Genomic DNA, 11,332 nt, shown 5'->3' on the forward strand with positions numbered 1-11,332 from the left:
TCCGGGGCGGCTGACGTCGCCCCGTTTTCTGCCCCCACTTTCAGGAATTCCAGCATGACATTTTCCAGCAACAGCGTGCTGCCGGCGGCAGTTGCTCAGCCGGATTACGCTCGCGAACAGATTAAACCGCGCATCGTGCACCTTGGCTTTGGCGCGTTTTTTCGCGCACATCAGGCGGTGTATGCCGAACAACTGGCTAACGAGCACGCCAGCGACTGGGGTTACAGCGTCATCAACATGCACAACGGCCAGAAAAAAATCGCCGACCTGCGGCAGCAGAATTTGTTGTATACGGAACTGGTCAGCGACGTGCTGCCCTACGAAGAAATAAAGCTGCGGATGCTCAACGGCAGCCATTCATTTCTCGCTTATCTGGGTTATTTGGTCGGCTATACGCAGATCAGCGACTGCATGCTGGACGCCATTCGTTGGCATCTGGCGCTGTTGACGCAGAGTGCCAAAGAGAGTGTGGCCAGACTACTGCCAGTTTGATCTGGATAAAACGCTGAGTGGATCCACTCAGCGTTAGGTTACTGGCAAAGCAGGAAAAAGCGTGGTTTTTCCTGCTTTGTGGTGATCAGCCGAAAATCAATAAATTAATTTTCCTGATTTTTATTTATCGCCCCCTACTCGCTCTGTGCAGAAATGAGCTTTGCCATCAGTCTGACGCTGAGTGAGTCCACTCAGCGTTCGCCTAACCGTATTAAGAATTATCCGCCGCGACAGCAAGATAATCTGCTAGTATGGTGGCATCCAAATCCAAGCCAGATGACCGATCGTCACCATGTCTGAATCCTACAATCTCACCAATAGCCTCCCGGTTAATCAGCAAATCTACCGTTTCCTGCGTAAGGATATTGTTGACTGCACCATTCCCCCCGGCACGCTGTTGTCAGAGAAAGAGATCTCCACCCGCTTTAGCGTTTCGCGCCAACCGGTGCGCGAAGCCTTTATCAAGCTGGCGGAGGCCGGATTGGTGCAGATCTTGCCGCAGCGCGGGACTTTCGTGATGAAGATTTCGGCCAAACGGGTAGCCGACGGGCGTTTTATCCGTCAGGCGGTAGAATGCGCAATTGTGCGCCGTGCGGCAGAGCGCATTACCCAGGAACAGCTGATGACGCTGGAGCATAATTTGCACCGTCAAGAGCTGGCGGCGCAGAACAAACAGACGCGTGAATTCCTGGCGCTGGACGATGAATTTCACCAGTTGCTCACCCAGTTTGCCGAATGCCCGCTGGCCTGGGAGACCATAGAAACCATCAAGGCCACCATGGATCGGGTGCGTTTTCTCAGCCTGAGCGAAGTGTCGCCGCCGGAAAGCCTGCTGCAGCAGCATTACCGTATTTTTGCCGCGCTGAAGGCGCAGGATGCCGATGCCGCCGAGCGCGCCATCCATGAGCACCTGCAAGAGATGATCTACTCCATTACCCCCATCTCTTTGCAGAATACCGAGTGGTTCGACGCCGAATAGTCAAGCACTGACCTTCAAGGGGGCGAGCGCCCCCCGCTATTTGGCTTTACAAAAGGCATTTCCTCTCAATCGCATCTATTGTTTCTCCTTGCCATCAGGATTTCATTACTATCGTTTTTACAGCTTCAATCACCGCTTTTTAGATAGCGGCTGGGGTGGCCCGTTGCAGTTACCGATCGAGCCGGGGAAAAAGTGGTGTACATCACTGCCGGTACCCGCCCGTCGATCGTCGACCGGCTTAGCGAACTGACCGGCTGGCCGGCCTTCGACGGCCTGTGCCAATTGGGCAGCGTCGGGGTCGGACGTTCCGGCGGACGCTTTCGGCCACGGGTGGTGCTGGCACTGGCCTGCGATACTGAACAGCGAGTTTGCGGCAGTATGTTGATGCGCGGCCTGACCATTTTTGCCCAACCGCGGCCAATCGCCCGGTTGCATGGTTTGCACCAGCGAGATCTACGCCCAGATGTGATCTTCCCCGAGGTTCGCGCATGCAGGACAGCACTATCGTTAGCGATTGCCCCAAATCATGATATTTTCATATTAAAAGATATTACCTTTCATTTTGAATCATTCATTAAAGGGAAATGCTCAACTCTTGTGAACAGGACGGGCTATGAAACCAAAGCAGCGACAGGCCGCTATCCTTGAATATCTGCAGCGACATGGCAAAACGGCAGTGGATGCCCTGGCGGCGCATTTCGCCACCACCGGCACCACCATTCGTAAAGACCTCACCCTCCTGGAAGACGAAGGCGAGGTGATCCGCACCTATGGCGGCGTAGTGCTCAGCCGCGACGATAGCGACCAGCCCATCGACCGAAAAACTCACATTAATACCGAAAAGAAACGCCAGATCGCCTACGCCGCCATTGGGCTTATCAACGACGGTGACTCGCTGATATTTGATACCGGCAGTACGGTACTGCAAATGGTCCCGCATCTGGCGCAGTTCAATAACATCACGGTAATGACCAACAGCCTGCACATTGTCAATGCACTGGTGGAGCTGGATAACGACCAGACTATCCTGATGCCCGGTGGCACTTACCGCAAAAAATCGGCATCCTTCCACGGCAGCCTGGCCGAATCGGCTTTCCAGCAATTCAGCTTTGATAAGTTGTTTATCGGAGCTGACGGCGTGGATCTCAATGCCGGTGTCACCACCTTTAACGAAGTGCATAACGTCAGCAAGGCGATGTGCGAAGCCGCCAGCCGTATTATCCTGCTGGTGGATTCGTCAAAATTCGGCCGCAAAAGCCCCAATGTAGTTTGCGACCTGAGCGCCGTCGATACGCTGATCACCGATAAAAAAATCAACCCGGATTATCTCGCCGCGCTGCAAGCGAAAGGCATTAATATCATTCTGGTAGGAGATTCTGATGAGTAACAGTGCCGCCCTGCTGGCCTTCGCCCGCGAAACGCTGGAAATTGAGCTGGCCGAAGCACAACGCCTGCTAGCACGGCTGGACGACAACTTCGTCTGTGCCTGCGAACTGCTGCTGAACTGCCGCGGCAAGGCGGTGATTTCCGGCATCGGTAAATCCGGCCATATCGGTAAAAAAATTGCTGCCTCGCTGGCCAGCACCGGCACGCCATCGTTCTTCGTGCACCCGGCGGAAGCGCTGCACGGCGATCTGGGTATGATCGGTGCCGACGACGTGGTGGTGTTTATCTCCTACTCTGGCCGTGCCAAAGAACTGGATCTGATCCTGCCGTTACTGGCGGAAAATAACATCCCGGTGATCGCCATTACCGGCGGCAAAGAGTCACCGCTGGCACAGGCGACAGCCTGCGTGCTGGACATCAGCGTTGAACGTGAAGCTTGCCCGATGGGGCTGGCGCCAACCTCCAGCGCGGTCAATACGCTGATGATGGGCGATGCACTGGCGATGGCACTGATGCGTCAACGCGGTTTCAACGCCGAAGACTTTGCCCGTTCGCATCCGGGCGGCAGTCTGGGTGCACGTCTGCTGAACCGGGTACATCACCTGATGCGCACCGGCGATCGCCTGCCGCAGGTCAGTGAAAGCGCCAACGTTATGGAAGCGATGCTGGAACTGAGCCGCACCGGACTGGGACTGGTGCCCGTGTGCGACGCACAGCAAAAAGTGGTGGGGGTGTTTACTGATGGCGACCTGCGCCGCTGGCTGGTGAAGGGCAATAGCCTTCAGGATGCGTTAAGCCCGGCGATCACTCGCCCCGGCTACCGTTTACCGGAACAATGGCGCGCCGGAGAAGCACTGGAAGCGTTGCACGAACAGCACATCAGCGCTGCGCCGGTGGTCAATCTGGAGGGGGTGTTGGTGGGTGCCATCAACCTGCATGACCTGCATCAGGCCGGTATCGGCTGAGCGTGGTATTCAGGGGCGCAGACCGCTGCGCCCCTGGCTGCCTTATTTCCAGTCCGGATTATTCTCGAACTGTTGCTTCAGCAGCGCCTTCATATCCTCATCGGGCTTGCCCAGCCATTGGTATTTGGCATATTTCTTCGGATGATCAATCGCTTCCGGCTTATTCGCCACCTCGACGCGTACTGCCCAGGCCTGCGACTTGTCTTCTTTAAACGCCACCATCATAAAGTTGTTGGCACAGTCGTGTGGCTTGCACAGATTACCCACTAAATAATTTTGGCCTTTCCAGCTCAGGCTTTGCGCCGGGGTTGAAGTCCCCACCCCTTTGCGTGCCCAGCCAGGCAAGCGGGCCTGCCCCTTCACCATGTTCTGCCAACTGGTTTGATAACCCGGCTGCTGGATCACGTCCGAGGTAGTGACGATCTGCTGGGCAAAGCCACCCACGCTGAAGCTGAGCAATGCGCCGAAGATGGCGCCGCGAAGTGCGTTTTTTCCTGTCATGGCCTTCTCCCTTGATAAAATTTGATAGCCCCCGGCCAATACCGGGCCTGGATCAGTCAGACCACAAGGGTAGCAAAAAGTTGACTCACCACCAGGCATGAAAATGATGTACCGGCCCGATGCCGTGCCCCACTTCCAGCGTATCGGCCTGCTGCAGGGCTTTTTGCAGATAATCCTTGGCGGCAGCGACCGTGCCGGCCCAATCGTCGTGACGTGGGCGCAAGGCTGCCAATGCGGCAGACAGCGTACATCCGGTACCGTGCGTATGGCGGGTCGCTACGCGCGGCGCAGTAAAGCGTTGCTCCTGCCCCGCGCTGAACAGCCAATCCGGGCTTTCACTCTCGCTGAGATGGCCGCCCTTCATCAATACCGCCTGGCAACCCATCGCCAACAGTGCTCGCCCCTGCTCACGCATCTGGCGTTCATTTTCCGCCGGGGCACATTCCAGCAGTGCCGCCGCTTCCGGCAGGTTCGGCGTGATGATCGACACCAACGGCAACAGCTCCCAGCGAATCGACTCCACGGCCTCCGGTGCCAGCAGGGGATCGCCGCTTTTCGCCAGCATCACCGTATCCAGCACCACAAACGACGGCTGATAGTGACGTAAACGCTCCGCCACCGCCTGCACAATATTGGCGTTGGCCAACATGCCAATCTTGGTACTGTCGATACGCAGATCGCTGAACACGGAATCAAGCTGGGCAGCGACAAAAGCCGGCTCGATGTTATACACCGACTGCACGCCGCGGGTATTTTGCGCCACCAGCGCTGTGATCACTGAGGCACCATAGGCCCCCAGCGCGGAAAAGGCTTTCAGGTCGGCCTGGATGCCGGCCCCCCCGCTCGGATCGGTGCCGGCGATGGTTAACGCATTAATCCGTTTCATTGCAGATCCTCCGGACGCAGTTGGTACAGAGCATCGAGGAATGCGGGGGTAAAACTGCCCGGCCCGGCGGCACAGCGCGTCGCCCGCTCACCGCAAAGTGACATCACCCGGCAGGCGGTCGCCACATTATCCAGGCGATCGCCCGGCAGGCTGCAAAATGCCGCCACCACGGCCGAAAGTGCGCAACCGGTACCCACCACTCGCGTCATCAGCACGTCGCCACCCGTAACCGCCCAGTCACGCTGGCCATCGGTGATGTAATCCACCCCGCCGGTCACCGCCACCACCGCCCCACTGAGACGAGCCAGCTCCCGCGCCGCCGGTAACGCTACCAGCGAATCGTCAGCGCTGTCGACACCGCGCCCACTCGCCTGCAGGCCACTGAGCGCCATGATTTCAGAAGCGTTGCCGCGGATTGCCGCAGGCTTTTCGCCAAGCAAACGTTGGGCAAAGGCGGTGCGATAGACCAGTCCACCGACGGCGACCGGATCCAGCGCCCAGGGGGTAGCTGCCGCATTGGCGGCTTCTACTGCTGCCAGCATGGATTCGGCCCGCGAGGCATTGAGGGTGCCGATATTGACCAGCAAGGCATCCGCCAGTTGGCTGAACTGTGCCGCTTCGGTCGGTTCCACCACCATCGCCGGGGAAGCGCCGAGCGCCAGCAACACGTTAGCCGTCAGCTCCTGCACCACTTCGTTGGTCAGGCAGTGAATCAAGGGGGGTTGGCGTTTAAATTGGGTTAAACAGGCCGCGGCGCGAGCGCCGGGTAAAACATCAGGTCGAGCGAGCATATTCCTCCCAACCGGCGTTCAAGAAGGCGGGTACCGGTTGGGGCACCGAGACTTCCCTACGCTGGCATAATCCAGATCAGGTAATACGGGTAAAATCTCAGCCCCTAGAGGCACCCCGAGTCAGACCGCCATTATTGGGCTTGCCGCCGGTGAGGTCAATCGCGCTATAGTGGCAAAAAACAAAAAGGAGCCGCCATGCGAATAAGAAAATACCAAGAGGCCGATCGCCCCTTCCTACGCACCCTGTATCTGGCATCGCGCAAGGCGGCGTTCCCCTGGTGTGATACCGAAGATTACCGACTGGAGGATTTCGATCGCTCGACTCTGGGTGAGGACATTTGGGTGGCAGAAGAAAACGGCAAGCGGCTGGGGTTCGTCTCGATTTATCGTCAGGATAACTTTATTCACAATCTGTATATCGACCCTCAGCTACCGCCTCTTGGCGTCGGCAGCGCCCTGCTGCAGGCGGCGGAGCAAACATTCACCGCCACCGGCTCGCTGAAATGCCTGGTGAAGAATGAGAAGGCACTGGCCTTTTACCACAAACACGGCTGGCGGACGATCGCTACCGGCAATGACGGCGCGGAAGACTATTACCTGATGCACTCGCCGACAAAGTAAGGGGGTGCCGTGCTATGGCGCCCCTTTTCATAAAGCCCAGGTCAGACGGCAGAAACCGTCGGGGTCAATTTGCCGCGTGCGCGGATATTTCTGACCAGCAGCCCCGACACGATAATCCCGGCGCAGGCAAACATGCCCATCAGGCCAAAGACAATCTTGTAGCCGGTTAGCCTTGGGAAGGCATCAAGAATGTGGCCGTACAGGCTGAAGCAAAACATCGCCGGGGCATAGCCGATAAAACTGCCTAAAATCTCCGCCCCTTCTCTCACCTTCAGCACATCGCAAATAGCCACTGGAGCCGTCAAGATTCGCTCCTTGGTCATATAGCCCCAGGAAGGAAAACGCCCCTGCTCAATGGCCGCCTGTTTGAAGCTGGTAGACGAATTGGGGTTGTAGTTAAAACGTGGCAATGCCGCAAACCAGCCCCGACGATCCTTACGGAATATCCTGGAATAGCAGCGCCTGACGCAGTGTCATGCGCTTAATGTTCAGCAATTCCCCCAGCTCTCGCTCCGAAGGAAGCTTGCCGCCGGGGCTATCGCGCCCTGACTCAGCCAGTCATTGAGCCTTTGCTTGGCCAGTTCAACGGTAGCGTTGTTTTCCATAGCTCACTTTATTGGTTTAAACCAGGCGGCCTAACAGTATCGCGGTGAATTATGACAAACAATGGGAGCACTGAATTTTATATATGACTCCTGTCCCAGAACCGAAAGGATGCCGCTAATGCGCCGCATCTGAGACTGGCATTGCACGCAACGTCAGCCCCCAGAACAACAAGGCTGTGAGGCTGACGCCCGCCCCCAGCCAACACACGCCGTACCAACCCGCCAGAGCAAACACGTGGGTACTGGCAAAGGCACCCAGCCCGCTGCCCACCGCGTAGAACAACATGTAGCAACCGACTAACCGGCTATGAGACTGCGGATGTGCGCTGAAAATCAGACTCTGATTCAACACGTGTATGGCCTGCCCGGCCAGATCGAGCAGCACAATGCCCATAATCAGCCATCCCAGCCCGTAACTCAGCAGGCCGAGCGGCAACCAGGCCAGCACCAAAAGCAACAGACAGATACCCGTTGCCAACTGCCCCAGGCCGCGATCGGCCAGATGTCCGGCACGTACTGCCGCCAGCGCCCCTACCGCGCCCACCAGACCAAAGGCACCAATCACCGAATGTGAAAAATTAAACGGCACCTGACTGAGCGGCAGAACCAGGGCACTCCAGAAAATGCTGAATGCCGCAAACATCAGCAGCGCCAGCATGCCGCGGATCTGCAGCGTACGATCGCGCCGCAGCAGCATCAGCATTGATCGCAACAGCGCCGGATAGCTGAGTGTTGAAGGCGCTGTGTGGGGGACGGGCAACAGACGCGCAAGCACCGGCAACAGGAGCAAGGTTACTGCCGCAGAGAAAAAGTAGACCGCTCGCCAGCCGCCGATATCCGCCAGTGCGCCGGAAAGCGTGCGCGCCAATAACAACCCGAGAACTACCCCACCTTGCGCAGCGCCCACTACCCGTCCCCGCTCATGCGGCGCTGACAAGGTGGCGGCGAAGGCGACCAATCCCTGGGTCATGGCGGTACCCAGTAAACCCACCAGCAGCATGCCGACCAGCAATAGCAGACTGCTGTCCGCCCAACCGACTACACAAAGTGCGGCAATCAGCAGCAGTTGCTGAAGCGCCAGCAGCCGATGCCGATTAACCCGATCGCCCAACGGCACCACCAGCAACAAGGCCAATGCACAGCCTAACTGAGTGACAGTGATCACCATGCCCACCGACGCCAGGTTGATATGAAAATCCTGGGCAATGGCGTCCAGCAAAGGTTGAGCGTAATACACATTCGCCACGCTAAAGGCGCTGGCCCCCGCCAGCAATAACACCAGCGACGCAGGCAGACGACTCAGCACCCCGCCCTTCGCGACACAAATCGGATCCAGCGTTTTATCACTCATCGTTTGCTCCAAACCAAGGTGGTTTCATTATTAAACCCAATGAACTTTACGCGCAGAGGTTTTATAATGCAACCAGATATCGCTACAGGAAGGGAAAACCATGAAACGCAAAAGTCTGGAAGATGCACAGTGCCCGGTGGCACGTACACTGGATGTGATTGGTGACTGGTGGTCGCTGCTGATTGTGCGCGACGCCTTCGACGGTGTACGCCGCTTTAGTGAGTTTCAAAAAGGATTGGGGATGGCGAAGAATATCCTCTCCACCCGGCTACGCACCCTGGTGGCGCACGGAATTTTGGAGATTGCCCCCGCCTCAGACGGCAGCGCCTATCAGGAATATATTCTCACCGACAAGGGACGCGCCCTGTTCCCGGTAATTGTCGGCCTGCGCCAGTGGGGGGAGGATTATCTGTTTGAGGCACAAGAGGCAAGATCAACACTGGTAGAAAGCGATACCCGCCAACCGATCCCGCGTATGACGCCAACCGGCAGCACCGGGCAGGTTCTTACGCCGCTGAATACTTTGGTGGTGAAGGCGGGTGATGAATGAAATCCTGTGAGTAAAGCACTACCGTCGTTGCGTCAGATAATTGGCGGGAAAGCGAAAGGATGAAAGATCTAACCTGAGTCTACATGCTGGGGCCATAGCTCCAGCTTCTTCAATGCGTTTTGCACTGGCCTAAAATGATTCACCTACTGCAGGACTCTCTTTTTTAAAACGGATGTTAACAATGAGATCTTCCGTAGATTTACCGCTTTCATAACGCCACTTCTGCATTGCCATCCTCATCTCATTGTCAAAAATACCGCTGGGATGAGACTCAAGAAGACGTATGTTCTGGACACGCCCATCTGCATCAACGTCAAATTTAACTCTGGCGAAGTCGGTTTGCGGCTTCTGCTGGGCAGTTACTGAATTTGATGGTGATCTACCGGTCTGTTCACTGCCAGTTCCGATGCAAGCAGTCAGAGATAGCGATAAAAATGCTAACAGCATCATCTTGACGATAGATTTCATCATTGCAACTCACTCCTTAAGTTAGCTCGTGTAACGACCTGTCTCTGGCAGTTTAGTGGCCGAAAAGCAGCTCGGTGTATTTCTTGGAAACGGCTCCGGTGCGTTTACCGCCTTCGCCGTAGTAGCGATCCTCGCGGCACAGTCGCTCTTTGACATCGCAGAAAATGCCATTAGCAAAGGTGAATTCGGTCGGGTCGACGTCACCTTGCGAATACAGTTTGTTGGCGACTTTCTTGCCGAGATACTTTTCGGTCAATGGGCGGGAAATGCCATCCGTGCCATTCGCACAGGCATAACGGTCGCACAACACGCCTGATGCCGGTGACTTGAGGGATGAGTTTTGCTTCGCATGCGCAGGCAACACGGATGCGGCAAGCAGCAAAGTCAGTGAGAACGAAAGTGCTATTTGATTCAATGAGTCAGCCTCGTTTAATGGCAGAGCGCCCGTTATTTGGAGCATCATACTGCCATAAAAAACAGGGCTTTGACGATGTGCAATTTTAAGCAACCTTCGCAATGCTCCCTGGGTGCTGTATAGTCCGCGTTTTACGGGGATACCATGCCAACTCAATCATCCATTCGCCTGAATAAATACATTAGCGACAGCGGTATCTGTTCCCGCCGTCAGGCTGATCGCTATATCAAACTGGGTAAGGTTTTTATCAACGATAACCTGGCCGCATTGGGTGCGCCGGTATTTATTGGCGATGTTGTGAATGTTAACGGGCAGCAGATAGCACCGTGTAATGATGCAGATCTGGTGCTGATCGCGCTGAATAAACCTGTGGGCATCATCACCAGTATGGGCAAACACGTGCAAAACAACATCGGTGATTACGTTAACCACAGCCAGCGCACCTTCCCCGTCGGCCGCCTGGATAAAGACTCTCAGGGGCTGATTTTTCTGACCAACCGCGGTGAACTGGTCAATAAGATCCTGCGCGCCGGCAACAATCACCAAAAAGAATACCTGGTCACCGTCGACAAACCGCTGACCGATGAGTTTATACAGGGCATGGGAGCGGGCGTGCCGATATTGGATACAGTGACGAAACCTTGCCAAGTGGAAAAAGACGCCCCACAGGTATTTCGCATTACGCTGGTGCAGGGGCTTAACCGCCAAATCCGCCGCATGTGTAAATACTTTGGCTACCAAGTCACCAAGCTTGAGCGCGTGCGCATTATGAACATAAAACTGGAAGGGTTAGCGCTGGGTGAATGGCGGGACTTGACCGAGGATGAACGGGCCGAGTTGTTTAAGCTGCTGGAGCACTCTTCGTCCGAGGATCCAGACCTGCTAAGGGGAATCGAGATACCACCAGGCAACAATAATCTGTTGCCCAACGATACCCCGTTATAACAAAACCGAATTTATCAAGAAATCAGAATGACCCTCTGATGATATACAAACGGCGCACAATCTAAACCAGCAACCAAAACCGCACCACAGGTCAATCATCTAAATAAAGCTTTGTTAGTTTTTGCTATTAATTGTGGAATTGTGTTGAACCTTTGGCACAATCTTGTCACAGGAATTATCCCCCTCCCCAGTCAAAAACAGTTAAGCCCACCGGGTAAAGGCGGGATGTATCTTCACTGAGGCTGCGGATCACGCCAGTTTCGTTATCAATCCTTCAAAAGGTTAGTCTCTGAATCACAAAAAGCCTTGAATTTATTCAGGGCTTTTGGACTGACCCCACCCCGGTAGACGATCCTGCCCTATAGTTTGAGCATAGG

The 11,332-nt window shown here is 55.7% G+C and carries 12 protein-coding genes, 4 pseudogenes and 1 riboswitch; of the genes and pseudogenes, 9 read left to right on the forward strand and 7 right to left on the reverse strand.

What is annotated here, in order from left to right; translation table 11 throughout:
* Nucleotides 1-54: 54 nt before the first annotated feature.
* From ACUTQ5_RS14730 to gutQ, 6 genes and pseudogenes are all read left to right on the forward strand, one after another.
* Nucleotides 55-441 (forward strand): annotated as a pseudogene (locus ACUTQ5_RS14730) (hypothetical protein); the annotation flags it as partial.
* Nucleotides 442-784: 343 nt separating this feature from the next.
* Nucleotides 785-1,471 (forward strand): GntR family transcriptional regulator, encoded by a 687-nt coding sequence (locus tag ACUTQ5_RS14735; protein ID WP_017893653.1) that lies wholly within the window; start codon nucleotides 785-787, stop codon nucleotides 1,469-1,471.
* Nucleotides 1,472-1,559: 88 nt separating this feature from the next.
* Nucleotides 1,560-1,744 (forward strand): annotated as a pseudogene (locus ACUTQ5_RS14740) (hypothetical protein); the annotation flags it as partial.
* A pseudogene (locus ACUTQ5_RS14745) lies at nucleotides 1,718-1,993 on the forward strand (transcriptional regulator GutM); the annotation flags it as partial. The pseudogenes ACUTQ5_RS14740 and ACUTQ5_RS14745, both read left to right, overlap by 27 nt.
* Nucleotides 1,994-2,084: 91 nt before the next feature.
* Entirely contained in the window at nucleotides 2,085-2,858 is a 774-nt protein-coding gene (gene srlR / locus ACUTQ5_RS14750) for a glucitol operon DNA-binding transcriptional repressor SrlR (protein ID WP_445651859.1), read from the forward strand.
* Complete coding sequence (gene gutQ / locus ACUTQ5_RS14755) at nucleotides 2,851-3,822, forward strand: arabinose-5-phosphate isomerase GutQ (protein WP_445651860.1); 972 nt, start codon at nucleotides 2,851-2,853, stop codon at nucleotides 3,820-3,822. Before srlR ends, gutQ begins: the two co-directional genes overlap by 8 nt.
* Nucleotides 3,823-3,864: 42 nt before the next feature.
* Here gutQ and ACUTQ5_RS14760 read toward each other — a convergent pair whose 3' ends face one another.
* From ACUTQ5_RS14760 to thiM, 3 genes are all read right to left on the reverse strand, one after another.
* Nucleotides 3,865-4,323: an inhibitor of vertebrate lysozyme family protein gene (locus ACUTQ5_RS14760; protein WP_445651861.1), complete on the reverse strand. Its 459-nt coding sequence runs from the start codon at nucleotides 4,321-4,323 to the stop codon at nucleotides 3,865-3,867.
* An 85-nt stretch (nucleotides 4,324-4,408) separates the two neighbouring features.
* Entirely contained in the window at nucleotides 4,409-5,209 is an 801-nt protein-coding gene (gene thiD, locus ACUTQ5_RS14765) for a bifunctional hydroxymethylpyrimidine kinase/phosphomethylpyrimidine kinase (protein WP_445651862.1), read from the reverse strand.
* Nucleotides 5,206-6,000, reverse strand: coding sequence for a hydroxyethylthiazole kinase (thiM, locus tag ACUTQ5_RS14770; RefSeq protein ID WP_445651863.1), 795 nt, complete (start codon nucleotides 5,998-6,000; stop codon nucleotides 5,206-5,208). Before thiM ends, thiD begins: the two co-directional genes overlap by 4 nt.
* A 36-nt stretch (nucleotides 6,001-6,036) precedes the next feature.
* Nucleotides 6,037-6,128, reverse strand: a riboswitch (TPP riboswitch).
* A gap of 67 nt (nucleotides 6,129-6,195) precedes the next feature.
* On the opposite strand from thiM, the gene ACUTQ5_RS14775 reads away from it, so the two are divergent.
* A complete protein-coding gene (locus ACUTQ5_RS14775) occupies nucleotides 6,196-6,621 on the forward strand; it encodes a GNAT family N-acetyltransferase (protein ID WP_445651864.1) in 426 nt (141 codons plus the stop codon).
* 313 nt (nucleotides 6,622-6,934) lie between these two features.
* Here the strand turns inward: ACUTQ5_RS14775 and ACUTQ5_RS14780 are convergent.
* A pseudogene (locus ACUTQ5_RS14780) lies at nucleotides 6,935-7,226 on the reverse strand (GntR family transcriptional regulator); the annotation flags it as partial.
* Nucleotides 7,227-7,341: 115 nt separating this feature from the next.
* Nucleotides 7,342-8,577 carry an MFS transporter gene (locus ACUTQ5_RS14785; protein WP_445651865.1) on the reverse strand — a complete coding sequence of 412 codons (1,236 nt, stop codon included), beginning with the start codon at nucleotides 8,575-8,577 and terminating at the stop codon, nucleotides 7,342-7,344.
* Between the two features lie 100 nt (nucleotides 8,578-8,677).
* Between ACUTQ5_RS14785 and ACUTQ5_RS14790 the strand changes: the two genes are divergently transcribed.
* On the forward strand, nucleotides 8,678-9,127 hold the full coding sequence (locus tag ACUTQ5_RS14790) for a winged helix-turn-helix transcriptional regulator (RefSeq protein ID WP_445651866.1): 450 nt from the start codon (nucleotides 8,678-8,680) through the stop codon (nucleotides 9,125-9,127).
* Between the two features lie 129 nt (nucleotides 9,128-9,256).
* Here ACUTQ5_RS14790 and ACUTQ5_RS14795 read toward each other — a convergent pair whose 3' ends face one another.
* Nucleotides 9,257-9,598: a TonB family protein gene (locus ACUTQ5_RS14795; protein WP_445651867.1), complete on the reverse strand. Its 342-nt coding sequence runs from the start codon at nucleotides 9,596-9,598 to the stop codon at nucleotides 9,257-9,259.
* Between the two features lie 49 nt (nucleotides 9,599-9,647).
* Entirely contained in the window at nucleotides 9,648-10,010 is a 363-nt protein-coding gene (locus tag ACUTQ5_RS14800; protein ID WP_445651868.1) for a YcgJ family protein, read from the reverse strand.
* Between the two features lie 144 nt (nucleotides 10,011-10,154).
* Here ACUTQ5_RS14800 and rluF point away from each other — a divergent pair, with 144 nt between their 5' ends.
* Complete coding sequence (rluF, locus tag ACUTQ5_RS14805) at nucleotides 10,155-10,955, forward strand: 23S rRNA pseudouridine(2604) synthase RluF (protein ID WP_445651869.1); 801 nt, start codon at nucleotides 10,155-10,157, stop codon at nucleotides 10,953-10,955.
* Nucleotides 10,956-11,332 lie beyond the last annotated feature (377 nt).

The organism is Serratia sp. NA_112.1, from assembly GCF_052691715.1.

Coding starts and splice junctions, on each gene's coding strand:
- ACUTQ5_RS14735 (WP_017893653.1), top strand. CDS start 785: ATGTCTGAATCCTACAATCTCACCAATAGCCTCCCGGTTAATCAGCAA.
- srlR (WP_445651859.1), top strand. CDS start 2,085: ATGAAACCAAAGCAGCGACAGGCCGCTATCCTTGAATATCTGCAGCGA.
- gutQ (WP_445651860.1), top strand. CDS start 2,851: ATGAGTAACAGTGCCGCCCTGCTGGCCTTCGCCCGCGAAACGCTGGAA.
- ACUTQ5_RS14760 (WP_445651861.1), bottom strand. CDS start 4,323: ATGACAGGAAAAAACGCACTTCGCGGCGCCATCTTCGGCGCATTGCTC.
- thiD (WP_445651862.1), bottom strand. CDS start 5,209: ATGAAACGGATTAATGCGTTAACCATCGCCGGCACCGATCCGAGCGGG.
- thiM (WP_445651863.1), bottom strand. CDS start 6,000: ATGCTCGCTCGACCTGATGTTTTACCCGGCGCTCGCGCCGCGGCCTGT.
- ACUTQ5_RS14775 (WP_445651864.1), top strand. CDS start 6,196: ATGCGAATAAGAAAATACCAAGAGGCCGATCGCCCCTTCCTACGCACC.
- ACUTQ5_RS14785 (WP_445651865.1), bottom strand. CDS start 8,577: ATGAGTGATAAAACGCTGGATCCGATTTGTGTCGCGAAGGGCGGGGTG.
- ACUTQ5_RS14790 (WP_445651866.1), top strand. CDS start 8,678: ATGAAACGCAAAAGTCTGGAAGATGCACAGTGCCCGGTGGCACGTACA.
- ACUTQ5_RS14795 (WP_445651867.1), bottom strand. CDS start 9,598: ATGATGAAATCTATCGTCAAGATGATGCTGTTAGCATTTTTATCGCTA.
- rluF (WP_445651869.1), top strand. CDS start 10,155: ATGCCAACTCAATCATCCATTCGCCTGAATAAATACATTAGCGACAGC.